Origin of the sequence: Micromonospora sp. NPDC005806, from assembly GCF_042871425.1 — a bacterium.
In the GTDB taxonomy this organism is placed as follows: Bacteria; Actinomycetota; Actinomycetes; order Mycobacteriales; family Micromonosporaceae; genus Micromonospora.
The window spans coordinates 1-24,228 of sequence record NZ_JBIAIL010000009.1; the positions used below are offsets into that span (position 1 = coordinate 1).

General features: G+C 67.6%; 14 protein-coding genes and 1 pseudogene. 7 read left to right on the forward strand and 8 right to left on the reverse strand.

Annotated features, from left to right (window positions below; all coding sequences use genetic code 11):
• The 3 genes from ACFYOS_RS12290 to ACFYOS_RS12300 form a co-directional block, all read right to left on the reverse strand.
• On the reverse strand, positions 1 to 326 hold a 326-nt coding region (locus tag ACFYOS_RS12290), incomplete at its 3' end, for a hypothetical protein (protein ID WP_387139150.1).
• A gap of 386 nt (positions 327 to 712) precedes the next feature.
• A complete protein-coding gene (locus ACFYOS_RS12295; RefSeq protein WP_387139153.1) occupies positions 713 to 1,195 on the reverse strand; it encodes a hypothetical protein in 483 nt (160 codons plus the stop codon).
• 47 nt (positions 1,196 to 1,242) lie between these two features.
• Entirely contained in the window at positions 1,243 to 7,386 is a 6,144-nt protein-coding gene (locus ACFYOS_RS12300; protein WP_387139156.1) for an RHS repeat-associated core domain-containing protein, read from the reverse strand.
• 402 nt (positions 7,387 to 7,788) lie between these two features.
• Between ACFYOS_RS12300 and ACFYOS_RS12305 the strand changes: the two genes are divergently transcribed.
• Positions 7,789 to 8,520, forward strand: a complete 732-nt coding sequence (locus tag ACFYOS_RS12305) for a LamG-like jellyroll fold domain-containing protein (RefSeq protein ID WP_387139159.1) — start codon at positions 7,789 to 7,791, stop codon at positions 8,518 to 8,520.
• Positions 8,521 to 8,961: 441 nt separating this feature from the next.
• Here the strand turns inward: ACFYOS_RS12305 and ACFYOS_RS12310 are convergent, their stop codons facing one another.
• The gene (locus tag ACFYOS_RS12310) at positions 8,962 to 10,140 is read right to left on the reverse strand and encodes a glycosyl hydrolase family 28-related protein (protein WP_387139162.1); all 1,179 of its coding nucleotides are present in this window, start codon (positions 10,138 to 10,140) and stop codon (positions 8,962 to 8,964) included.
• 1,021 nt (positions 10,141 to 11,161) lie between these two features.
• Here ACFYOS_RS12310 and ACFYOS_RS12315 point away from each other — a divergent pair.
• The 4 genes from ACFYOS_RS12315 to ACFYOS_RS12330 all read left to right on the forward strand — a co-directional run bounded on the left by ACFYOS_RS12315 (position 11,162) and on the right by ACFYOS_RS12330 (position 18,094).
• Positions 11,162 to 11,929: a hypothetical protein gene (locus ACFYOS_RS12315; protein WP_387139164.1), complete on the forward strand. Its 768-nt coding sequence runs from the start codon at positions 11,162 to 11,164 to the stop codon at positions 11,927 to 11,929.
• Positions 11,929 to 16,218 carry a hypothetical protein gene (locus ACFYOS_RS12320; RefSeq protein WP_387139166.1) on the forward strand — a complete coding sequence of 1,430 codons (4,290 nt, stop codon included), beginning with the start codon at positions 11,929 to 11,931 and terminating at the stop codon, positions 16,216 to 16,218. Before ACFYOS_RS12315 ends, ACFYOS_RS12320 begins: the two co-directional genes overlap by 1 nt.
• A 511-nt stretch (positions 16,219 to 16,729) precedes the next feature.
• Complete coding sequence (locus ACFYOS_RS12325) at positions 16,730 to 17,332, forward strand: DNA-binding response regulator (RefSeq protein ID WP_387139168.1); 603 nt, start codon at positions 16,730 to 16,732, stop codon at positions 17,330 to 17,332.
• 360 nt (positions 17,333 to 17,692) lie between these two features.
• Positions 17,693 to 18,094: a hypothetical protein gene (locus tag ACFYOS_RS12330; RefSeq protein ID WP_387139171.1), complete on the forward strand. Its 402-nt coding sequence runs from the start codon at positions 17,693 to 17,695 to the stop codon at positions 18,092 to 18,094.
• 10 nt (positions 18,095 to 18,104) lie between these two features.
• Here ACFYOS_RS12330 and ACFYOS_RS12335 read toward each other — a convergent pair whose 3' ends face one another.
• Positions 18,105 to 19,427 (reverse strand): IS701 family transposase, encoded by a 1,323-nt coding sequence (locus ACFYOS_RS12335; protein ID WP_387139173.1) that lies wholly within the window; start codon positions 19,425 to 19,427, stop codon positions 18,105 to 18,107.
• Between the two features lie 298 nt (positions 19,428 to 19,725).
• On the opposite strand from ACFYOS_RS12335, the gene ACFYOS_RS12340 reads away from it, so the two are divergent.
• Complete coding sequence (locus tag ACFYOS_RS12340) at positions 19,726 to 20,760, forward strand: IS110 family transposase (RefSeq protein WP_387139176.1); 1,035 nt, start codon at positions 19,726 to 19,728, stop codon at positions 20,758 to 20,760.
• Positions 20,761 to 21,115: 355 nt separating this feature from the next.
• Here the strand turns inward: ACFYOS_RS12340 and ACFYOS_RS12345 are convergent, their stop codons facing one another.
• From ACFYOS_RS12345 to ACFYOS_RS12355, 3 genes are all read right to left on the reverse strand, one after another.
• Entirely contained in the window at positions 21,116 to 21,319 is a 204-nt protein-coding gene (locus tag ACFYOS_RS12345; protein ID WP_387139179.1) for a hypothetical protein, read from the reverse strand.
• A 91-nt stretch (positions 21,320 to 21,410) separates the two neighbouring features.
• The gene (locus tag ACFYOS_RS12350; RefSeq protein WP_387139182.1) at positions 21,411 to 22,151 is read right to left on the reverse strand and encodes a hypothetical protein; all 741 of its coding nucleotides are present in this window, start codon (positions 22,149 to 22,151) and stop codon (positions 21,411 to 21,413) included.
• Between the two features lie 14 nt (positions 22,152 to 22,165).
• A complete protein-coding gene (locus ACFYOS_RS12355) occupies positions 22,166 to 23,119 on the reverse strand; it encodes a DNA-processing protein DprA (protein WP_387139184.1) in 954 nt (317 codons plus the stop codon).
• Positions 23,120 to 23,434: 315 nt separating this feature from the next.
• Here ACFYOS_RS12355 and ACFYOS_RS12360 point away from each other — a divergent pair.
• A pseudogene (locus ACFYOS_RS12360) lies at positions 23,435 to 24,137 on the forward strand (IS5 family transposase); the annotation flags it as partial.
• Positions 24,138 to 24,228 lie beyond the last annotated feature (91 nt).

Sequence of the window (24,228 nt, forward strand, 5' to 3'; positions counted from 1 at the left end):
GAGACCCTCAGCAAGTCCCATCCTTCCAGCCCAGAGGGCACTTTCACGTTCTCGACCCGCCACCACAACGAGCCTTCATGAAGGCGCGAGGCTAGCTGGTGCTGCTCGGCACCTGGTTGACAGCCTTGGCAGTCCATGACGGTCATCGGCCGCAGGACGGTAAGAGGCTCGGCAGGAGCTCGACGCCGTCCCGCAAACGAGTAGTCGGTGAGCGGCTGGCGCAGGAGGAAGACCCACATGAACCAGGGCGCAACCACCGACCTCGACACGCATCCGACCGTCGCGGCACCGCTGCATCCCGCGGCGCTCGCCGCGACGATCTGCACCGCAACCCGACCAGCGGACGCTCCACCTAAACGAAACGCTAGAAGATGGCCCGCCAGCCCAGGCCGGAGAGCCGCAGGCAGGCTCGGCTAGCTGACCTTGACGGTCAGCCAGTGCGCGCGGCGTTCAGCGAGGTGGCGCAGGTCTCCGCCCCGGCGGAGTCGAACGAAATCGCGCCTCGAACCGCTGCCGCTGGACGCGGTCGAATGCGAAGCCTGGGTGGGCGCCAGTCTGGCGCCCACCCAGGTCCCGCGTTACCAGCACATATACCGGTTGAAGTCGGCGACACTCCTTCTATGTAGCCGTTTACGAGGCGAGAGGATTCTTCGCTCTCCCACGCCTTCCGCACTAGCGGGCCGTTCGGAGAACCCCCAGCACCCCCGTCTTATTAGGCACCAATAATCCTGATGGCGCCTACCGGATTAAGGCTGATCCAGATTCCGGCCGCCTCTCTGTCGACTCCGCGAATATATACATCACCCTTCACTTCTTTCGGGTGGTGCCGTGAGGTCAGCAGGCTCAGCGCTAGCCTTGCGGCCAGCGAAGCAAAGGCCAGAACGAGGGCGATCAACAGCGTCGACCCCAGATACTGCGCGTCATTGCACACCGAGTCGATGACGTGCGCGACGACGAGCAGTGACGCTACAACGACAACCGCCGGATAGACCCGACGCATCCATACCTTTTCCATTCGACAGGTCAGGGCGATTCGCTTTGCCGTTGCCGTGTCCACCGGGAGGGTGACTTCCACCCCACTCAGCCCGAAGCGACCCAGACAGCAGGTGCGCACTACAGATGCCGCCGCACTGCCATCAATGATGGACCTGCCGGGCGGCGTCAGCGTACCGGCAATCTTTCCGTCGAGCCACACGTCGACTCTTGGTCGCATTCGTCCACCCTTCAGACTCCACCAGTCTCCTAAGCGCAGAACTTACTGTTGATCCACGCATATCCGTGCGAGTAGTAACGGTGCTTGGTCAGGTATCCACGGAAGGTGCCATCAATGTAAGCACCTCGCTTCCGGGAGCATTTGTCACTGTATTCCCAGGCAATCCAAGCGATGGCGACGCCCGCGGCCCCGAAAGCAGCTGATACAGGCGGGGCCCACCAGGTGAGCACGGCGATGATCGCGTATGCGAAGCCGAGCCTCGTAACGTTCTTCGTGTCGTTGTGCGTGAAATAGCACTGCCAGTACACGTCGACGCGATAGCCCCCCCAGCCGCCCCACCAGTAGTACCACTTCCGTTCACTGGATCCGTATCGATAGCAGGAGTAGTTGCCGGAGATATCGTGCTTGTTGATCGAGTCTCCGGTGGCGTATTCGTAAGGGTTCGCGTTACCGCCGTAGACGGAGTCGACTGAGTTGAATCGACTGGTGGCGGGGTTGTAGAGGCGGGCGCCCATGAGTATCGAGCCATCAGGGGTGTCAGCGGCGCGTTGATGGGTGCCGAGCCAGCCGTAGCGGCGGGTGCCGGCGTCGGCGGAGTTACGGGCATTGCCGTGTTCATCGTATTCGCTGGTGTAGGCGAGTCCAGCACCGGTCTCGGTCATTCCGGCGAGAAGGTCACCGTGCAGATTGGTGATCTGCCAGACGACCCCGGTGGTGTTGGTGAACACGCCGGCGATGCCGGCGAGGCCGACGATGGCCCGGGAGTGTTTGCCGCCGCCCTCATCGGTCCAGCTCGGGCTGTCGCCATCGGCGCTGTAGTGGTTGATTCTCGTGAGGTTGTCGGTGGTGTCGGTCCAGGAGCGGATCCGGTCGGGTGCGACGTCCAGGGTGTAGGTGGTGGTGCGCGTGCCCTGGTTGATGCTGCGCACCATGTCGTTGACGTGGTAGGTCATGGTGCTGCCGGCGGCGCCGGGAACCGCGGAGTCGGCGGCAGGTTGGGTCAGCGTGCGACCTAGAGCGTCGTAGGTGTAGCCGACGCTGCTGGTGCGGTCGGCACTGTCGTAGCTCCATTCCTGACTAGCGCTGGTCGCGGTTGTCTGGCAGGCGCCGTCAGCCCCCGGGCCGTATGTCACCTGGCCGGTACGGTTGGTGGCGGCATCGAAGGTGTACTTGCGGGTGGTGCACTGACCAGCGATGGTGTCCTGGACATCGGTGAGCCGAGCAGCGTCGTCATACGTGTAGGCCTGCCCGGACAGGGTTGATGTGCGGCTGCGCCACTGATCGTGGACGCTGGATATGACCGTTTCGGTGTAGAGCGTGCAGTCGGTCTGGCCGCAACCAGGTTTGGTGTAGCTCGTACTGGTGGCTGCCCCGCTTTCATCGATGGTCAAGGCAACCGCGAGCCCGTTGGGCCAGGTCTGGCTGACAGTCGCCCCATCGCTGTCGTAGGCGCCAGTGAAGGTGCCCGTCTGGGTGTCCGCCACTGACGTCGGTAGGCCACGTCGCTCGGCGCCACCATCGTAGGTGTAGGTGCGGGTTCCCTTGCCATCGTTGACGGTGGCTGGGCGGCCAGCGATGTCGAAGGTGCTGGTAGTGACAGTCCCGTCGGCATCGGTGTACGCGTTCATCCGGCCCAAGCTGTCGTAGGCGCGGATGATCTCGGCCGTTACCGATCCCGGACCGTTGATCGTCTGAGTGCGGACGGCCTGCCCGTTGGCCTGGTCATAGATGGTGCGCCGCTTCTCCAGCGCGGTGCCCAGACCGGCTGCGGTCACCGAACTCTCCCACTGGCGGCCAGCGGAGTCATAGGTGACTTCGATCCGCCGCAGTTCACCCGATCCTGTCTTCGTCGACTGCACGCGTGGCTGCCCGTACATGTCGTAGGTGGTCACCGTCGCCGGTAGCTCCGGGCCGGATTCCGGCTGGCCGCCGGTCTGGGTACGGCAGACCAAGCCGTGCCACTCCGGCCGGTTGCCGCATTCGGCGTAGCTGGCGTTGGCCGCCGCCGTGTAGTAGACGACGACCCGGGTCGCCGGACTGGTGTCCACGCTGCCACCGGCCGGGGTCGTGGTGCTGACCACGCGACCTTCGCTGTCGTAGCTGGTGCGGGTGACCAGATCCAGAGCGCCCGGTGCCGCGGTCACCCTCACCGGCTGACGCAGCGTCCAGTCGTAATCGGTGGTCGTGGTGCGGCTGTCCGCGTCCACAGTCTGGCCGGCGTTGACGTAGCTGACCGAAAGCCGTTCGGTGGTTGGCAGGGAATACGGCCCACCACTGCTCGGCGCCCCTTCGTCGTAGGTGAGCCGGGTGTGCCGCCGACCGCGCACGATCGTGCCCGAGTCGAGCATCACGTCATGTTCCGGACCGAAGGTCTCCAGCAACTGCTGGCCGTCGCTGGAGTAGATGTTGAGGGTGGCGAGCTTGGCCGCGATCTGGGCCTCAACGGTGGCGTCGTCGCTCGGTGCCGCCGCCAGGGCCCGTTGGCGGTTCCCGGGGGTCAGCTCCCGAGCAACGTTGCCGTACTGGTCGTACCAGGTCGTGGTGATGTGCCCGCCCGGTGCGGCCATGTTCACGGTACGGGCGTTGGCGTCGAGGTAGGTCACCGTTGCCCGCTCGTAGGAGCTGGGCAGCGTCCCGGCCGCCGGGTCGCCGGTGGGCACCTGAGTGGGCGGGTAGACGGCGGTCGCGTCGGTCGGGGGTTCAGTCTGAGCCCACCGGGCCGTCTGGGCGCCCGACAGATCGTATGGTGCGCCAGTCCCGGAGGTTGGGACGCGGTAGACGACGGTCTCCACAGCCGTGCCGGCGGCTAGCGCCGAATGGGTAACCTTCGAGAGCCGCCCCTTGCCCGGGTCGTCGGGCAGGGTGGTGTAGGAGAACTGCAACGGCTCCTGAGCCGGCGGCGTCACCGTGGTGAGGATGCCGTCGGCGTCGTAGTCGTATACGGTGCGCAGCGAGTGCGCCCCGCTTCCGTCGGTGTAATCCAGGCGCGGATCCCACATCGCCCGCAGCCGGCCGGCGTCGTCGTAGGTGTAGCGAGCCAGGACAACCGTGCGCATTGCCGGAGTGGACAGATCCGGATCCCAGGCGGTGTACGCGATCTCCTTGACCCGGCCGAGGTAGTCGCCCCAGGCGTTAGCCGCAGTGCCCGTGGCCGTCGTCGCGGCGGCGTACGTGAAAATCAGCGCCTGGCAGCCACGGACCATCGTGGAGCAGGTCACCCCTGACGGCACGGGCGCGAGCAGGCGCGTCGGCCGCATCACGTCCTGGGTGCCGAGGGTCGCCTTCTGCCACGAGTACGTCGACGAGTTCGTGGAGCCGGCCGCACTGACCGCGGTCGGTGCATAGACCCCGGCGGGGTCGGTGGAGCCTCGGGTGAAGGTGGCGCTGTTGCCGTCGATGTCGGTCAGCCGGAAACTGTTGGCCGTCGAGTCGTAGGTCAGGCTGTACTTCTCCGCACCGACCTGCGGCTGGTACGTCGCCCCGGTGCTGTCGACCTTGGTGAACCCGAGGACCGACCCGTCGGGCAGGGAGACCTGGACCAGACTGTCGTAGGTGGTGAGCTTGGTGTACGGAGCGTCCGCCGCGCTGAGCACGCCGGAGACCCAGCCGGGACCGAAGAGCGGGTCAGTCCCGCCGGCCTGCCGCGTGTTGAAGGTGCGCCCGACCGACAGGCCACCTACCGAGACATCCGGTTGTGAGATCTGGTAGTTGCCGGTAATCAGGTTGACCGATCCGGGGCCCACCTCGGCGGTGGCGGCGCTGGCGAGGTTGCGGTCGAAGGTGATCCGGATGGCCGGCTCACCGACGTTGTCGTACTGGCCGCGGAACTCCAGTGGTCCGTCCCGCGGGATGCCCTGGGGGTCGGCCGCCGCGAGGGTGGCGGCCACGTTCCAGGTGACCTTCGGGATGGCGCCGTTGGACGCCTTGATCGGCCATCCGGCCACCGCGCCACCGCCGACCGCGTAGGTCACGTCGCTCGTCGGCAGGACGGTCCAGGTATCGGCGCCGGCCCGGCGCCACTGGTAGCGTACACCGACGATGGTCGGCGAGATCACCGAGGTGATCGAGACCTTGGCCGCGGTGATGTCACCGACCTGCGGCGAGGTGACCGCCGCGGAGCCCACCTTGAACGGGTAGCCGCGCACGTTGGACAGGTTGCCGGCGGAGTCCCGGCTGCGGACGTAGATGGTGTGCCACCCGGCGGTGGGCGGAGTCAGCGTCACCGACGCCTGAGCGCCGAGGCTGGGGGCGTTGACTACATTGGTCGGCGGGTTGACGTCCATCTCGTACACGTAGGCGGCCACGTCGCCGGCGCCGTTGGGGTCGAAGGTGAACACGCCCGGAACGCCGGCGTCCCCACCCCACTCGTTCTTCGGGTACGTCGGCGAGCTGGTCCACGGCGGGCTCGCGTGCGTGGTGTCGACCGAAAACTCACAGAACGACGACCAGGTGCCGTCGACGGTGCCGTCGTTGCCGCGCACCCGCCACTTGTAGGTGGATCCATTGGCCAGGGCGCCGGAAGGAACGGTGGCGCTCAGCGTGGAACCGGAGGCCCCGGTGGCGGTGACGGTGCTGCCGAGCTTGGTGGTGCCGTTCAGGGTCCACCACTCGAACTCGGCCTTCACCGATGACGCCTCCCCGTCGGAGATCACGGCCTTCAACTGCGGCGTCAGGCTGTTGATCTGCGGGCGGCTGCTTCCGATAACGCAGGCGGAGTCGGGGACGGTCGACCGGGTACCGACGGTGGGGTACGAGTTGTACGTCACCACCGCGTACGGCACCTGGGAGGTGTCGACCGCGTTGCGGGAGCGGAACTGCTTGAAGCTGTTGCCGGTCGTCTCGTCCGTGCCCCGCACACCCATGTACGCGGTGGACTGTCCGGCCGTAGCGGCCCGCTGGAAGAAGCTGGTGCCGCTGATACTCACCCAGCCGTCGTCGCAGGCCGACGAGTAGCCCTTGGTCTGGGTGGAGGTCGCTTCCTTCTGGATCCAGGTCGGCTGGGTGCCCCACCGAGTCGCGGAGGAGGCCGCGCCGGTGGTCCAGATCTCCCAGGAGTTCGCGGTGCAGGTGTTCGACCAGAAGTTCCAGAAGTTGACCGTCGCCGAGGTGATCTGCTTCCCGGCCAGCGCGGAAGTCGGCCAGTGCACGAACGCACGGGACTTGGCGTTCGGCGAACCGGCCAGCAGACCGAGCTGCAGGTCGTTCGCCCCGCTTCGGTCGACGGTGTCGCCCTCCTTCACGTACGTGTCGAAGGAGGTGTAGAGCGGGTTGATCTGCGGGTCGATGGTCACCGGGTACTTGGTGGCAGGGTCCTTGAGCCACTTCAGGTCGGGTGTGAGCCGCATGGTCAGGCCGCCACCGGTGCGGGACGCGCTCTTGGCCGGGCGGTCGGCCCGAGTGGCGATGACCGCCCGCCGCGTCGGCTCCTCGGAGCCCGGCGCCCGCTGACCGTCCCACATCTCCGGGGCCGGGACCGCCGCGATCGGCTTGCCCTTGGCGTTGGTGAGGGTGAGCCCGCCGGAGGGGTCCTGTGTGAACGAGGACAGCCCCTTGCCGCTGACTGGGAGTGCTAGCGAGGGGATCCGGTCGACGGCGGCCCGGTCCTTGACGGTCAGGTACTCGGAGAAGCCGGTACGGGTTGCCTCGACGACCAGGTCGATGCCGGGCACGACGTCCTGGTAGGTAGCCCGGTTGTGGTTGAGGGTCGGCGCGGGCAGGGCGCCCGGCCAACCGAGGGAGAGTCTGCCGTCGCCCTTCCCGACGGCCGCGAGCTCCCCGGCGGTCGAGCGGGCGCCGGATATCCACAGGTCGAGGGGGTGCGCGAGGGCGCTTACCGAGCCGTCAGCGGCCGGCTGGAGGGTCAAATCAATCGGCACCCAGCGGTTGTCGCGCCGCATCCGGACCGGACCGGCGTGGACCGTCGCCTCGACTTGCCCGTTCGGGTGGGCGATGTACTCGGCCGAGTCGGTGGTCATGTTCGTGATCTTGACCCGCTGCCCGGTCATCCGGGCGGTGATGAGCGCGGCCATCTCGTCCGGCCGCTCCAGCATCTTGTCGGGCTCTTTCAGTGGCGCCGCCTCCGCCCTCCGGGCAGGAAGCTCGTTGGCCACGGTCACCGCCATTACGGCGGCCATTCCGGCGGTGAGCAATCTGCCCCACCGGGTGTTTGTCATCTTCGCGCAGCCGATGATCGATCCGGCTGTTCGTACGCGCGCAGAAGCCACTAGCGGCCCTCCCCCGTATCGATGGACCTAAAGAGTGAGCAAACGCTACGGCCGCAGAGAGAAGATCGTCAATCACAACTTTGCGTCACCACCGCCCACCGAGTACAGGGCGTCTGACCAGGCAAAAAGGCAGCCGGAGAGGTGACCCTGAAGGGATCTAAGGTCTCCAACCCTTACAGATGGTGGCCGCGTGTTGGCCCGCGAGGCGAGCAGCCGCCGTGGCTCATGCCGGACACGCTTGTCGACTCCCAGGGCATTGACAGCGGCCGTATGCGTAGTGATCATGTTGACACGCTGCGACCGTACGGGGACCCGCAGCACGATCTCCGGAGGACCTTCATGGGTCGTACCATGTCCGCATTCGCCCTGGGTATCACCGCTCTCGCCGCCGCCGTGCTGGTCGACACCGCGCCCGCGTACGCCGCCACCGAGCAGCTGCGACTCGACTTCGACGCCACCCCGAGCGGGCAGGTCGAGCCCGGCCCATGGACGTCCGGCTGCTTCGCCGACGTCGCCACCCCTGGCGACTCGGGATGCATCGCGGTGAGCGACCCGGGCAGCATCTCCCGGACGACCCGCCCCAGCGGCACCAGCACCAGCCCGGCGATCGCCTTCCCCGCCGCGGGCAGCGCCGTAATCCAGGTGCCGGACGCCGTCAACCTCAACCCCGGTACCCAGGACTTCACAGTCAGCACGCTGGTGAAGACCACCTCGAGCCAGGTGACCAGTGGGGCCAACCTGATGCAGAAGGGCCTCTTCGCCGACCCGGCCCAGTGGAAGCTCCAGCTCGACAACGGCAAGCCGGGCTGCCGCATCGCCGGCACCGGTGCCAACGGCGCAACCTCACTACTGCTCACCGCAGACGCCTCCATCGCCGACCAGGGCTGGACGTTCGTCCAGTGCAAGCGGCGCGGTGACGTGCTGAGCCTGATCGTCGGCGGGCAGGTGGTGAAGACCGGGGCCGGCGCCACCATGGACATCACCAGCACCGCGAAGGTCAACATTGGCGCCAAGGGCCCCGGCCTGACCAACAACGACCAGTTCCGCGGGGAGATGGACAACGCCCTCTTCAGCATCGGTTGAGGTCTCGTTGTGTTCGGTGGGGCGGGCCCAGCGCCCGCCCCACCGTTCGGCGTCAAGAGGACCTTGACGGCGTGCAGCGGCTCCCAAGGGGAAATGCGCGATGAGGCCGTGGTCGGGATCCGGCGCGTGTATCCAGGGCAGGCCACTGGCCTGCCCGCAATATCCGATCCGGACGGTCGCAGAGGCTCCGGGACCAAGTGCGGCATAGCCGGAACCACGCTCCCGAACCCTGAGCGAACACCGATCACGGCAGGCGACACGAACCGGCTCTGGCCTGTTGTGGAACACCAGGCCAGAGACCCTATGACGTCACGACGACCCGGTCCGGTGAATGCACGAGCAGTTCTTCCCAGCCCGGTCGACGGATCCTGTTGAAGACCCATCGTCTGCCAGCCGGAGGGTCGGACCAGGCCGGGAGGACTCCCTCGTACATCCTGGCTGTCAGCCGATGGCCGAGACCGACGAGTGGACGCCGACCGTACCGCTGATCAGGCGCTGGAACGGCGCTGCCCGGCCCGCGCCGGTGACCAGCCGCACGGAGAGGTAGTCGGCGCTGCTGGCCAGGTACAGCGCGCACCGCATCCCGGCTCCGGAGAGGAGCCAGGAGGCGCCGCCGCCGCTCCGCTGGAAGGCGCTGCCCTCCAGGCTCAACGCGGACGTGGCGACGTAGAAGCCCGCGGACTGAGCGTCGTTGCTGGCACTGCTGCCGACCCCCGTGGAGTCGGCGGTGCAACCGGAGACCGTGCAGTTCGCGGCGACGATCTCGAAGCCGTTACCGATGGTGTCCTGGGCCTCGCAGCCCACGACTGTGGCGCGGGCGGACTCGAGCCGGAACGCGGGCTTCGGCGCCATCGCGGTGCCGGTGCCGTACGCCTTGCTGCCCCAGACCTTGATGTTGCCGCCGCTGATCAGGTAGCCGCCGCCGGAGCAGCCCTGCGACGAGCAGCCGCTGACGAAGCCGTCGGAGGACTGGAGGTTGTAGGCCCAGCCGCCCGAGTCCTCCACGCGGCAGTCGGTCAGCTTGAACTCCCGCTGCCCGCCGGAGTACGTGCCGCCGAGGTAGATGCCGTCGCCGGTGGTCCGGGTGACGAATACCCGGGTCACCCACGGCGCCGGGTCCGGCCCGTAATAGGTCGGCGCACCGTTCATTTGGAAGTTGATCCCGTTGGCCACCAGGTTCGCCGCGTCGAGGCCGATGTCGGTGACGCACTGCCGCGAGCCGGTCACGTCGCTGGTCGACCCGTCGACGACCAGGGCCGACCCGCTGAAGCCCGAGTCGGCGCGCAGCATGGTGACCAGCGGACCGGCGCCGATCAGGGCCTGCTTGTCGTACAGCACCACCGGGGCCTTGACCGTGTGGGTGCCGGGCGCAACGTAGACCGCCCGCTGGCTGCTGTCGGTCAGCGCGGTGTTGATGGCGGCCTGGGCGCCGACCGCCGGGTCGATCTCGTACGTGGCGCCGGAGCCGGCGGGACCGACCCACGGGATGGCGCCGGTGGACGCGAGTGCGGCGGCCTGGGCTGGCGTGATGCCGCCCAGCGCCGGCGCGGCGGCGACGGCGCCCGCGGTGACCGCGGCAGCCCGGAGCAGACCGCGACGGTCGGAACGCTTGTCCTGCATGCTTCTCCTGAGGGGTGGTCGGCCCTCGGCCCCTTGTCGAGGCGAGGCGCCGCGGCAGTGCCCACCGACGCACGGAGGAAGCGGACGGGCAGCCCGGCGTGCGCCGGGCTACGGGCAGCCTCTCCGTCAGAGACGATCCCCGTGGCAGCGGCGGGTCCCGCGCTGCATCGCGGGCCATCATTGCACCTGATCGGCGAACGGTCTGCCCCGCGAGCGCACTCACGGGACCACTGCCGCGCAGCAACCGCTATCCGCGCCATCAGAGCGTTGACCACTTCGGGCCAGCTCGAAGAGGTCACCACACTGGAGGCCCTGGTCAGGGCATTGCACGTGGGATCCGTGTCTCAGCTCGCGGGACCCACGCGGAAGCCAGCACGGCTAAGCCCAGAGTCATAGATCGATGCGGCAAGGCCTGTCCTGGCCGCCATGAGAGAGTCGAGACGACAGCCGGCGCCAGCCAGGCAGAAAGCAGCGGAGCCTGACCACTTCGGTCTTCCCGAAGAGGTCAGTCAAGCACGATCAACGACGCGGGACCCCTGGTGACCGGCGCGAATGGAAGGTTCCAGGCGTGGCCACGGGCCTGTTCAACGCCGTCTAGTGCTCCCAGCCGCTCCCACCGTTCTCCCCCGCCCTTGCGTCGGCGACGAGGGCGGGCGGCGTACGGAGCAGGATCGCGAACCGCAGAGTGCGACCAAGCGTCCAGGGTTGGCCGCGCGCAGAAGCCGATGAGCGCTCAGCCGATCTTGCCGCCATTCAATCACTGTTCCCGATCGAGAGATGTCAGACGAATGCCCTTCGCCGCTCGCAGGCCTCTAAGGAGAGCGCCGCGGGAGATCCCGCGGCGCCGACTCGAATCGTCTTGCAAGCTGGTCCGACCCTGCGCACTCCACGCAGTCACTCACGCTCGAGGGCGGACGTGCGGTGGCGCTGTTGACGCGGCCGCCCAGTCACAGGCAGCATCGAAGTTGTTGCATTCGGTTTCTGCGATCGATCGCTCTGGTCACTGGACGGGAGGCGCCGCGTGCTCGCCAACATCGTCGCCGGCCTGGTCACTGCGGCCCTGCTCGCCGTCGGCGGACTGGCATGGCAATACCGGGGACGCCTGGGGCTGCTACGAGCCCAGCTGCGCCGATCGGGCCGGCTGCGGGTGTCGGTCGCGGCTCTACTGCGCATCAAGGACGACGACGGCTACATCCTGATGCAGCATCCGTTTCGCCCGGATTCCTACGGTCCGCCCGGCGGCGTCTTCAAGTACACCAGCGCGGCACGCGTGGCCCTGGACGCGGTCGGCTTCGTCGAGCGCCGGCCGCCCGGCCGCGAGGCGACGATGAGTCGCGACCTGCGTGGCTTCGTGCCGGCGCGGCGCGGCCTCGGCTTCCTGCGCTGGTTCGACAGCGGCGCGGATCGCGAGTCCGGCCCCGAGTGTCTGCATCGCGAGTTGCGCGAGGAACTGGTTGAGGCGGGGCACCCCGAGCTGGTGGCGTTGGCCGAGAACCTGCGGTTCCGGAAGGTCCGTGCCGTCGTTGACGGGCCCCGGCCGACGCCCGGCAAGGAGTACCGCACGGTGCGTTCGTTCGAGGTGTACGACATCATCGCCGACACCCCGGAGGCGCTACAGCTCGTGCAGAGCTTGCTCACACTGGGCCGCGACGCGGGCGAGACGGCAATCTTGCTCGCGACGGCCGCCGACATCGAAGAGGGGCGCTGCGAGCGCCACCTCGTCAGCCCGCAGTCCGCGTTCCTGCTCGGCGAACAGCGGATCCACGAAGATCTGCCCGCGCTGCGCTGATGGTTCCTGCGGCCGCGACCGGTGGAAGCGAGGACCCGCTCGCCTCGCTGCTGGACCCGCAGGTCGCCCGGGCCCTGCGGGAATGGGCTATGGCGGGAGGCGGCGTCGTTCAGGCTCCCCACCCCAGTTGGAGCGCGTCGGGCTACACCGGCGCCGTCGTGGCGGTGATCCTTTTCGAGGAACGCCGTCCTGACGGTTCCTGGAGTTCGGACAAGCAGATCATTAAGGTCATCCCGGCCGGCGAGGAGCAGGAGACTGGCCTGCATGAGGAGGCCTGGCGGCATAACAAGCCATTCGCCGCGCAACATCTGGTGCGGCAGCGGGGCCGGCCGTGGCCGGTCGGTGACGGGCGCCACATCATGTTCCAGGACATCGCCGGTGACCTGCTCGACTATCGCCCAGTCGACAGGATAAGCGGCGACGTGCAGGCCGCCTGCTGCGCGGCCGTGGCACGGCTCGTCCTGACCGACTGGAACGGCGATCGATGGCCGGACCGGCCTACCCTTACGCGGAAGCTGGTCGGCGACTACCTACGCCACGAACTGCGAAAGCGAATCGACAAGATCGAGCAGTGGGCGGAGCGGCACGGCCTGGCCCGGCCAGGCGAGCAGTGGGTCGGCGCACCGACGGCCGACGAGGGCGAGCGACTGCCGAATCCCATCGCGATGGTCCGCACTGGGCTGTCCGCGCAGCGCGTCATCGTTCAGTACCTGTGGGGCCTGAGCCACGGCGACCTGCATCGCGGCAACATCCTCGTCCCTGCGCCCGAGCCGGCGCCCGGCGACCCAACCGCGCCGCCGGAGGTCGATCAGATCAGGATCGTCGACCTGGCGGCGTTTGACCCGGCCGCGCCGCTGACCCGCGACCTCGCCGAACTGTCCCTGTCGTTCGCCGCGGCCGAGCTAAAGGACAGCGCCCGGCCAGACGCCGCGGAGGTCTTGCTCTGCGTGCTCCTCGACGGCACCGGTCGACCCGGCCGCGCGGCGTCCCCGACCGGCGAGGCCCTCCGGTCCATCCAGCGCGCGGGTGGACAGCCCCGGCCGTTCCTCGTCGAGTGGCGGACGCAGTACCTGCTGTCGTTGCTGGCCGCCGCGCTGCGGCACACCGGCTACAAGAACCACGACGACGCGACGCGGCGGTGGTTCTTCCGCGTCGCAGCCAAATCTGCGGCGGAGTTTCTCCAGTTCGCCGAGCGAAGGCAGCTCATCCCGGCCGAACCGGCGGCCGAGGAGGCGCCGGAGCACGTGGTCGTGTCGCTGGTCTCCGCCGTGAGCGACCGACCGGCCGCCTATGCGCTACAGAAGCAACTGGCGCATCACGCAGAGGCCGGCGGGCTGAGCTGGACAGTCCACGTCCTGCTGCACACGGAGGAGCGCGGCGCGTCGCCCGACGCCGGCCCGCGCAGTCCAGACGTGGTCGTGTACCTGCTCTCCGAGCGCAGCCTCGTGGACCACGGCTGCCGGCGCGAGCTCGACGCCGCGAAGACCGGCGGCTTCCACGTGATCACCGTCCGGACCGACGCCACAACCATGGGACTCGGCGATCGCCAGGATGTGGTGCAGGCGGGCCCCGACGGCTTCGCCGAACTTACCCGTCGCATCGCCGAGCTCTCGCTGACGGAGCAGGTACGCCGGCAGATCTCTGAAAAGCTCGCACAGACCGAGGCGGAGGCGGAATGGGCGGAGGGGCCGAGGCTGCGAAGGCTCGACACCTACAACAGCGAGCAACGTGTGCGGCTGGAGGACGAACGGCGCCGGACGGCCGGCGACGGCCCCCGACGCGACGAGCCGGTGCCGTCGGACCTCACCGCCGAGACCGTCTCGGCGCACCATGTCCGGCTGATCAACAAGGCACCGGCCGTCGCCGAGGGCGAATTCTGCGACCGCGTGGCCGCGATGCACGGCGTCGAGGATGCGATCGGCGATGCATCGACCCGGGTGGTCGTGGTCGACGGCGCGGCTGGCGCCGGCAAAACGGCCTTCACGGCGGAGCTGCGGCGTCGGCTCGCCGCGCCCCGGCCGCGGGCAGCGGTAGACGCCGTCGTGTACCTTTCGGCCGACGGGTACCGGCCGGTCAACGTGGCAACCGTACTGCTCGACCTGGTGCGCAGCCTCGCGGAGGGCGCGGACCGCGAGCGGCTCACCGAGCGGCTAACGGACCCGATCGAGTGGCGGGAGAAACTGACCGACGTGCTGGTGGGCCTCGACGGACGGCCCGTCGTGGTGATCCTCGATGCCGCGGAGTATCTGTTCGACGCGACCGGTACCTTCCGGGACAGGGATCTGGGTGCGTTCGTGCGGGAGCTCGCCGGTCGCCCCGGGCACTCCGTAACGCTGGTCCTCGCCGTGGCTGAGGGACCGCCGCGGCAGATCCGGCGCGATCTGCCGACGAACGTCAGGTTCGTCGCCATCGAGCGCGGCCTGCCGTTCGCCGACACCATCAGGTTCCTCGACGCGCTGGACCGTACCGCGACGCTGGGTCTGTCGGCGCTGGCGCAGGACGAAGGCTATCGGCAGCGGGTGTACGAGGTGAGCCGCGGACATCCGCGGACGCTCGAACTGCTGGTAGGCCTCCTGCGGCTGGACCCGGACCGATCCGTGATCGGTCTCCTCGACGAGATCGAACGAGTGGCGCCGGAGAACGTCGCACTGACGCTGTTCGGCTGGACCTTCGCTCAGCTCGACCGGACCGAGCAGCGCGCGCTCCAGGCGCTCGCCGCCTACCGCCGGCCGGTACCGCCAGCGGCGGTCGACTTCCTGCTGAAGCCGTTCGTGAAGGGGGTCGACAGCGCTCCAGTGCTGCGCGGCCTCCACGAGCGGCGCATCATCCGCCACGACCACGGGCACTACTTCATGCCCTCCGCGGACAGCGCGCAGGTCCTTGCCGGCATACCGCAGGGGGCCCTCGACGACCATGGTCACGTGCCTCCGGTGCTGACCCGCTTCGCACTGCTGTACCGCGCCGCCGTGTACTTCAAGCAGGAACAGGCGGCCGGGGTCACCGGCCCGCTCGATCTCCGTCCGTACTTCAGCGAGATCGACTTACGCATCCGGGCCTGGGACTTCCACCGGGCGTACGAGGTCATGAACCACATCGAGGACGAGTACCTCCGGCCGTGGGGGCAGAGCGACGTGCTGCTGGACTGGCGGCGCGCGGTCCGCGGACGAGTCGGGGACGACGCCGAGGAGGCGAACAACCGCCGCCGTCTGGTCGCGGCGCTGCAGCAGCAGGAAGACATCGACGGAGCCCTGATCGAGCTGACGCAGGCACGCCGGGAATGCTCGTGGCTTCGTGCCCCGCGGGCCCGCCTCACGCTCAACATCCAGCTAGCGAACGTGTACTTCGACGCCGGGCGGCTGAGCCGCGCCGGTCGGCTGTATCGCCGGCAGCTGTGGCAGAGCAGGCTGGTGGGCGGAGCGGGAAGCGAGTTGACCGTCGCCCAGTGCAATCTCGCGCTCTGCCTCGGCCGGATCGGTCGCCACTCGCGGGCACTTCGTATGTTCGCCGCCGCCCGGTCCGCCGCCCGCAGCCTGTCGGACACCGACCGAAAACGCATCCTCCCGGAGCTGCTGGCAAGCCACGCCTGGGTCCTCGGTCAGCTCGACGAGACGCCGGCGGCCATCGAGCGGTTGCGAGAGGGCCAATCGTTGGCCTCCGCCGCTGGCAACCGGAACAAGGTCGGCCTCGGGCTCTGCCTCAACGGAGAGGCGGCGATCCTGGTCGACTCCGGAGCGGCCGAGGCCGCCGGCGGGTTGGCGCAGCAGGCGGCCGAGATCGGCGTGCTGACTCGTGACCCGAACCTCATTCGGCAGGCTAACCTCAACCTTGGCCTAGCCTATCTCTGCCTCGATCGGGAGGATGACGCACTCGCCACAGCGGAAATCAGTGCCCGGCTGGACCGCGGTCCGCACGCGGTCGGGGCCAACGGCCTGTTGGGCATTGCCGCGTTCCGCTGCGGGCGGCCGGACCGCGCGAGGCTCGCCTTCCTCACCGCGATGGATGCCGCCGGCCGGCAGCTGGAACGAGAACAGCACGACTATGTGGCGTGGGATGCGCGTGGTCTCGCCTGTTTCGGCCTTGCGCTGATCGAGGTCGAGCAGCAGTCCAAGCGACTCACCCAGGCCGCGGAGGCCTTTGCCCGAGCGCGCCGGATCACCGGCGCCGCCGGGGCCGTACGCCGGAATGCGATCCTGCTCGGCGGCTTCGGCGAGCGGGCGGATGACGGCCTGGTTGCCGCGATGACGGCGGTGGCCCGCGGATCCGGATCGCCGTTCGGCACCGCCTACTAAATCCGATCGACCGATCGGATCGCGACGTTGCTCTCTGTGTTGTCCGTCCAGAGAACCCGGAGCCGGCGCATCCCTACCCGGTTGACATGGACGACGACGCCCGTCGAGGCCTGGTCCGGGCGGGGATTCCGACGGCGGACCCGGTCGCCCCGCCGCCAGCCTTTTCGGCCCGGCGGCACGTCACCGGGATCGATGCGCCGAAAGTTTCCATTGACCATTGCCATCCCTCATCAGCATGCGCTAACGCGTCGGAATGAGGTCGTCGAAACGAAAGCGATACGCGCGCCGAGATCCATTCGGGCGTAAACAAGAAAGCGGCTTCGACGTATCTACACTTGAAGTTACGGGATGGACACTCCGCGCGTCCACGACGTCATTGGGGCAGGCTGACCTCACCCATGGCGGTATCCTGTCGCGATTGTGGCGCGTTCTTCGTCACATTCTGGACCAGACTGCATCCAGGTAAGACGGTAGGAGCAGCTTGCCGAGCCACGCTGAGAGGGCATGCCCGATGCCGGTGCGGATCGCCGTCTCCGATCCTCTGCCGATGTTCCGCCGCGGAGTAGCGGAGGCAATGCGCGGCGCAGGCTACGATGTTGAGTCGCCCGACGACCTGCTGTCGTGGACGAACGAAGTCGGTCCGCACATGGTAATCCTGACGCTGCTCAGCCCGGCCGACTGGACCCTCCTCGCCACGTTGCGCGAAAGCCGGTCGCAGGTCGCCTTGATCGCCGTGATCGAGCACGGCGACGTACTGACTTCCGTCCGGGCCCTCGTCTCCGGGGCCGTCGGCGTCATGGCCCGGGAGGCCGACCCCGAAACGGTGTGCAGCGTGGTGTCGGCCGTTGCCGCCGGTCGCAGCCTTTTGCCGGCCGAGGTGGTCCGCGCACTCACCGCACCGCAGTACCGGCCACCGCCCGAACACATTCCTACGGACAGGGAGATCGCATGGGTTCGCATGCTCACGCAAGGCTGCACGGTCGCCCGGCTGGCCCAGCACGCCGGCTACTCCGAACGGATGATGTTCCGGCTCCTGCGCGCCCTTTATGAGCGGTGGGGCGTAGCCAACCGTACAGAGGCCATCGTCCACGCCCGCGGGAACGGCTGGCTGTAAACCTCAGCGGGGGAGGATGCGGACGGGTCGGGAATCCGCACAATGGCGGGAAGGCCGGCAGACCTGTAGTCGTCCACCGCGTAGGTAAGGTCGGCCGAGTGGCGGGTGGACTGCAGTCGGCGCCGTTACCTCACGCTCGCGGTAGTGGCAGCCAACAGCTCACTCGGGCACGGTTCCTCTTTGGTCCCAGAGCGAGGGCTGACCACTCCATGATCACGCTTCCGCTCATGCCGTGTAGCGCTCGTCACGCAAGGTAACCAACTCACGGGTGCACGCATCCGGACGCGCCAAGTACAGCGTCTCCGTGCGCTGTTGTGCGACGCTGCGTGCGACGCGTTTACTCGCCTGCTGGAGACACACATGGATGTTGCATGGATCGCGACCGATCCTGGAAGTGGCGACCTGGCCTCCAAGGAAAACCGGTCTGACGTCGATGGCTTCATGTCCCGGCTCCAGCACCTTCTGAGCGTCGGAGAGGGATACACGGAGGTACGCCGCGTCGATACGGACTACCCCCACTTGACGTTCTCATTCAGAGAGGGCTACGCGGTCATGCACTTGTTCGCGTCCCCAGACGACTGCCGCCTTCTTCGTGGGGATGGCGGGCTGCCCACGACGAAAATCGTCGAAGTCCCGGTGCTCGGCGACGACTGCACATTCTCGGGTGACTTCGTCTCCAGCGTGACCAGGGCAACGGCGGCGATCGTCGCCTTCATCGATGGTGCTCCAGCCGAACGACTCGGAGAATGGGTTCGGCTCTAATACTCCAACGTCACTTCGCCGGTCGGCTGGCGTGGTGGCTGAGTCTGCGCTGGTAGTGGGATCGTCGGGCTCGGGCTTGGGATGTTCGCCGCCAGTACGACCAGTTCAGGGTGTGTTCTGGTGGTAGCGGTAGGGCGAGGACGAAGGCGTTGAGGAGTCGGCGGATCTCCGCCACGGTCAGCGGGATTGTCTGCGGGTCGGAGTCGCCTTGCTCAGCGGCGGAGGTGGCGGCGAGGACGGTCAGCACGGCCAGGGCGAGCATGGCCAGGGTGATGAACCGGTGCCAGCCGGTCCAGCCGCGGACCTGGTAGTGGTCCAGACCGACCTGGCCTTTGCCGGTCTGGAACAACTCCTCGATGCTCCAACGGGACCCGGCGACGGTCACGAGGGTGTGCAGCGGAACCGGCTTGGCTGACCAGCATAAGTAGAAGGCCAGCTCGCCGGTGGTGCGGTTGCGGCGGATGAGCAGCCAGCGGTGCTCACCGTGACTGGTGGCGGTGGTGATCCAGGCCCACAGGTAGTCGCGGGGTCCTTTCGCCCCGGGCCCGCAGCTGCGCAACTGCCATTCACGGGTGGGTATCCGGTCGGCGAGGTCATCGACGCGGACGATGGTGCGGCCGTCGTTGACGGTGACGCGCCGGTCGCAGCCGACCGCCAGGACATATCCCACGCCGCGCTGTTCGAGTTCGGCGCGCAGGCCGGGATCAGCGCCGTAGACCTCGTCGCCGGTGACCCACCTGGCCGGAACACCGGCGTCCACCGCCGCGGTGATCATCTGCCGGGCAAGGGCCGGTTTCGTGGCGAAGCCGACTTCATCGGGAACGCCGGCGGCGGTGCGGCGGGCAGGGCGGTCGCACCATGTCGTCTCCGGCAGGTAGAGCCGTCGGTCGATCAACCCGCGTCCGAGGGGTGAGGCGTAGGCCAGGAACACCCCGACCTGGCTGTTCTCGACACGACCGGCGGTGCCGGTGTACTGCCGCTGCACCCCGACCGAGCCCACACCCTTCTTCAGGAACCCGGTCTCGTCGGTGACCAGGACACCATCCGGGTGACCGACATGCTCCATCAGCAAAGCGCGGACGTCATCGCGGACGGCGTCGACGTCCCACACCGCCGTACGCAGCAGCCGCTGCATCGCCTGCGGATCCGCATGACCCGCGCGTTCCGCCAGGGACCAGCACGTCTTGCGTTCCACCATCGACAGCAGCCCCTCGACGAACGCCGCCATGCTCCGGCGTGGCTCGGCCCGGGCGAACCGTCCAGCGACACGCGCTACCGCCGCGTCGAGGATGACCCGCCACCCGGCGGGGTTTACGCTGTGGCCCGCGGCCACCGCACGATCTTCGGTTGTCTTCACAAACCATCGATGATCACGCGGTGGCCGTCTTCATGCCTCCGCCACGCCCAACACCAAAGCCAAGTGACGTTGGAGTATTAGATCCCAGTGTCACCCTCGAAGGGTCCGGCAGGTCCGCTCTACCTGTTACTTGCCTTCGTGGCTGTTGTGCATTCTGCGGCCTGCCGGACATGCAAGGACCGGCCGGTATGGCTTAAGAGGAGCGTGTCAGCGCCCGACTGGGATCTGCCTACCGACCGGCCCGCATCCCCTCGGTCAGAAGGAGACACCACCCATGGTGGTCATCGGGATCGACGCGCACAAGCGCACCCACACCGCGGTCATGGTCGACGCCAACGGACGGCAGCTCGCCACGCGGACCTGCGGCTCCACCAGCAAGGACCACCTGGCGTTGCTGCGTTGGGCAAGCAAGCACGACACCGACCGGGTCTGGGCACTCGAGGACTGCCGCAACATGACCCGCCGCCTCGAGCAGGACCTCCTCGCCGCCGGCGAACGCATCGTCCGGGTCCCGCCGAAGCTGATGGCCCACATTCGCGACGCCGCTCGCACCTACGGCAAGTCCGACCCGATCGACGCCCTGGCCGTCGCCCGCGCCGCCTTGCGCGAGGACAACCTGCCCATCGCGCACCTGGACGGGCCCGACCGCGACGTCCGGCTCCTCGTCGACCACCGCGAAGACCTCATCGCCGAACGCACTCGTGCGGTGAACCGGCTGCGCTGGCACCTGCACGAACTCGACGCCGACTGGGACCCACCCGCGCGATCATTGGACCGCGTCAGCAACCTCAATCGCATCAGCCACCGCCTCGCCGGTCTGCCCGGCATCGTCGCCCGTCTCGCCGCCGCGATCACCGAGCGATGCCGTCAGCTGACCATCGAGATCGACGCTCTCGAGGCCGAGATCAAAACACTGACCGAGCACCTCGCCCCCACGCTGATCGCCATACCCGGCTGCGCGGCGCTGACCGCGGCGAAGATCCTCGGCGAAACCGCCAGCATCCTCCGATTCCACTCCCCAGCCGCCTACGCCCGCCACAACGGCACCGCACCGCTGCCGGTCTGGTCGTCGAATCGGACCCGGCACCGCCTCAGCCGCACCGGCAACCGCCAGCTCAACGCCGCCCTGCACCGCATCGCCATGACCCAAGCCCGCTGCCATTCACCAGCGCGAGACCTCGTCGCACGCCGCAAAGCCTGCGGCGACGGCGGCCTGGAGGCCCTCCGCGTCCTCAAGCGGCGTCTCTCCGACGTCGTCTACCAAGCGCTACGCGCCGACCTCGTCACCCGACAACCAGTCGCCGCTTGACAGAGGAGCAATCCACACTCCCGGTAGTAGTCACTCAGGGCACTGACCGCCACGTGGTCGAGGTTCTTGGTCGTGGTGTGAGAGTGACTGTGAGCGCCGTACGTCGGTCGCGGGGGCGACAGCGAGCCGCAGGTCCTTCCAGCAAAGGTGTCGTCCTCGTGATCTCGTGGCCCTGCTGCCGCAACGCATCCCGGATGCGGGCGAGCGAGACGATCTGCTTCGCCGGGGCGACCTGCAAATTGGCCGACGCACCGAGGTACCACCGGCCGTCCTCAGCGGTCTCGCCGCCACGTCCCAAGCACGGCATCATGTTGGTGCTCCAAGCGTTCATCAGGGCACCAGCAGGCCCTCTCGGCTACGCCGGATCCAGCCACTTCTGATCATCGAGGTACAGCCTGCATTCGCCGGTATCCTCGAACAACACCGTGGCGATGCGCTGCCCGCTCACAGTCTGCCGGATGTCGATAACGACGCCGACTTCGTTGGTCGTCTTGACGCGCACGCGGCGAGCCTCCGGCGTGCCGCCGCGAATCACTTCCGTTCGCACTTCAAGGTCCATGTACGAAGTATGTCTCCTGGGTGTGACACAAGGCTGAGTGATCAGGACCGAGGGATGCTGTAGCCGATAGACAGTCTCGGCTACCAGCTCCTCAATGCCCAATCACGCAGTGGTCGAAGCTAAAGGTGCCACGGCGAGCCCCAGCCCAGACCCGCTGGCAGTTCTCGTTCCAGCCAGGGTCGATAACCCTGCCGACAGTCACAGCGACGACACCCGCAGCTCCCGCCAGTTGAAGCGCGGAGGCCGCGCTCTGCGTTCGCGCTCCAGAGGTGAACGTGTCCTCGACGAGTAAGACTCGGTGGCCCTCGACATCGTCGGTGACGACGAAGGCATCGTCGCTCGCCCTAACATGGCCTACAGCACCTGGGCCTCTCACCAGCACTGGTTGGTAGAGGTCTATAAGGTGAGGCACTCGGCTGACCGCCTGGACGAGTGGGTGACCGCCAGGTCGAGGAACCGGACGGGTGCTGGGGACAGTGGTCACACGGGTTGGCTCACCGCCGGTGAGACTAGAGATACAGGCCCAATGGGCGGCCGTGAAGCGTGCGATCGTGGCGGCGACAATAGTGCCGAACTGCCCTCGTTGGGCGGTGTTGCCGTCCTTGTAGTACCGCAGCACATGCCAGAGCTGGCTCTGTACCTGGTAGAGCGAGATCGGCACGACGTTCTCGGTCGGCAGGCTGACTTGTGACCGAGTGACGAAGCAGCTGTAGCAGGTGCTGTAGCCCGGACCCGTTCCGGTATGGCAGACGCCACACACGCCCTCCCCAGCAAGCGGTGGCTGCCGGAAGATCCCGAGGTAGGGCTCCGTGTACTGCTGGACGGTCGTCATCGACGTCCATCCTGCTACATCTTGAGCGTGAGCTGTTCCGGCGGAGTAGCTAGCTTGACCAGCACGTCTAGGACATCGTCGAGCTGGCGCACTACGCGGACACCGGGGCGCGTGGCATAGCGTTTCGCCCACTCCTGCGTTCTGACCAGGGACTCCAGCAGGAAGAGCCGCTTGCCATGCTCAAGCGCCAGCCTTGCCTGCATCTTCGCGCCGCTAGTTGCAGAGGCCTCGACGACTACCGTTCCCATCGCCATGCCGCTCATAACGACATTTCGCATAGGGAAGTTCATCGATCGCGGTGGCGCGTCCGGCCAGAACTGTGAGACGAGCGCGCCCTTCTCGCTGATCTCAGTGCCGAGACCCCTGTTCTCCTTCGGGTAGAGCGGGGTGCAGAGGCCTTGGCCGATCACGCCGACTGTACGCCCATCAGCGGCCAACGTTGCGGTGTGTGCTGCGGTGTCAATGCCGCGAGCTAAGCCGGAAAGCACCGTGACCCGCTCCATTGCCAGCTCTCTGGCGAGGCGCGCGGCACGCTTCCTCCCCTCGTCCGAGGCTTGGCGAGTCCCGACAATGGCGATAGCTCTGAAGTCCTGCGGCCTGAGCTCACCCTTCAGCCAGATGAAGGGAGGCCTGTTATAGATGAGCTGCAAGTTCGATGGGTAGTCATCATCGAGCACTGTCAGGAGCTTTATGCCCTGCTGAGCCATGCGCTCGATTAGATGCTCCGCCGCAGTGATGTCGGTTGACTCAGCGCGCTCGACTAGCTGCTCCGCGTAGAGCCTGTGTTCGTCAGCCATCAGGCCGATGCGGCCCTCTAGGAGAGCTGTGGCGCTGCCAGCTTCGTAGATGACCGTGGCAGTCTTGTACCACTCACCAGGGGAGACACGGGTCAGAGCAAGGACAGCGGCCTGTTCCGCAAGCGAGCTGCCCATCGTCGCTCCCTTGTTCGAATGCATGTTCGAGTCCATGCTACAGGTCCCTCACCGTCGTACGATAGCGTCCCACGTGTGATACGGGGGTTACCCGAGCAGGTGGTTTCGCTGGATAGTTTCCCTCCGTACCCGCTGGGAACCCAGTCACCTCAGGTTCTCGTCCCTCACCGAGCCGCCCCGTCTGACCAAGTCGGCCCTCAGCGCTCCTCGTGTGCATGAGTGCAGCGCGTTCGTTCCGACGCCGGACGCGATGCAAGGACCTGCTCGTTGACGCCAGCTGGCAGCGATCGGGTCAGCTGCAGCCGATGGCTTGCGTCCGCAACCCGCCAGCGGGGTTTAGCGCGGGTAGACCTGGCCGACGTGCAGTGGACGGTGCTGGAGCCGTTGCTGCCGGCGGGTAAGCGGCCAGGTCGACCGTCGTAGTGGAGTAGACGGCAGTTGATCGACGGGATCCGGTGGCGGACCAGGGTGGGTGTCCCCTGGCGGGACGTGCCACCGCAGTACGGGCCCTAGTCGGCGGTGTATGCGCTGTTCCCCTGATGGCGGCGCGAAGGCACCTGGCGGCGTTGCAGGCCCTCGCCGACACGGCCGGCAGGATCACCTGGGACGTGTCCCTGGACTCGACCAGCGCCCGTGCCCACCGACACGCGGCCGGGGCGAGGAAGAGGGGGATCTGCAGGCCGAACCACCCGGCAGAGTCAGCGTCGAACCGGCCGACTACGCGCTCGGCCGCTCCCGCGGTGGGTTGACCACGAAGCTGCACCTGGGCTGCGAGCAAGGGCAGAAGCCCTTCGCCATGGTGCTGACCGCCGGGCAGCGCGGCGACAGCCCGCAGTTCATCCCCGTCCTGGCCGCCACCCGCATTCCTCGCCTGGTCACCGGCCGACCGACGACCCGCCCGGACCGGGTCCTGGCCGACAAGGCGTACACATCGAAAGCCAACCGGGCCTACCTGCGCCGGCGAGGGATCGCCGCAACCATCCCGAGCAAGGCGGAACTGCGGCTGGCGATCTTTCCCCGTAGTCAGAGCGCATCCCAAACACCCCGACCACCTAGCACAAGTGTACGAGTCGCGGCTTTTGTCGCAACCATGTGCAACCATCTGTCATCCACGGAGCGCTGACTGTCGATCTCGTTCGGTCGTT

Excerpts from the sequence above, each read along its gene's own strand:
- ACFYOS_RS12300 (WP_387139156.1), bottom strand. The coding sequence starts at position 7,386 with ATGACAAACACCCGGTGGGGCAGATTGCTCACCGCCGGAATGGCCGCC.
- ACFYOS_RS12305 (WP_387139159.1), top strand. The coding sequence starts at position 7,789 with ATGTCCGCATTCGCCCTGGGTATCACCGCTCTCGCCGCCGCCGTGCTG.
- ACFYOS_RS12310 (WP_387139162.1), bottom strand. The coding sequence starts at position 10,140 with ATGCAGGACAAGCGTTCCGACCGTCGCGGTCTGCTCCGGGCTGCCGCG.
- ACFYOS_RS12320 (WP_387139166.1), top strand. The coding sequence starts at position 11,929 with ATGGTTCCTGCGGCCGCGACCGGTGGAAGCGAGGACCCGCTCGCCTCG.
- ACFYOS_RS12325 (WP_387139168.1), top strand. The coding sequence starts at position 16,730 with ATGCCGGTGCGGATCGCCGTCTCCGATCCTCTGCCGATGTTCCGCCGC.
- ACFYOS_RS12330 (WP_387139171.1), top strand. The coding sequence starts at position 17,693 with ATGGATGTTGCATGGATCGCGACCGATCCTGGAAGTGGCGACCTGGCC.
- ACFYOS_RS12340 (WP_387139176.1), top strand. The coding sequence starts at position 19,726 with ATGGTGGTCATCGGGATCGACGCGCACAAGCGCACCCACACCGCGGTC.
- ACFYOS_RS12345 (WP_387139179.1), bottom strand. The coding sequence starts at position 21,319 with ATGGACCTTGAAGTGCGAACGGAAGTGATTCGCGGCGGCACGCCGGAG.
- ACFYOS_RS12350 (WP_387139182.1), bottom strand. The coding sequence starts at position 22,151 with ATGACGACCGTCCAGCAGTACACGGAGCCCTACCTCGGGATCTTCCGG.
- ACFYOS_RS12355 (WP_387139184.1), bottom strand. The coding sequence starts at position 23,119 with ATGGACTCGAACATGCATTCGAACAAGGGAGCGACGATGGGCAGCTCG.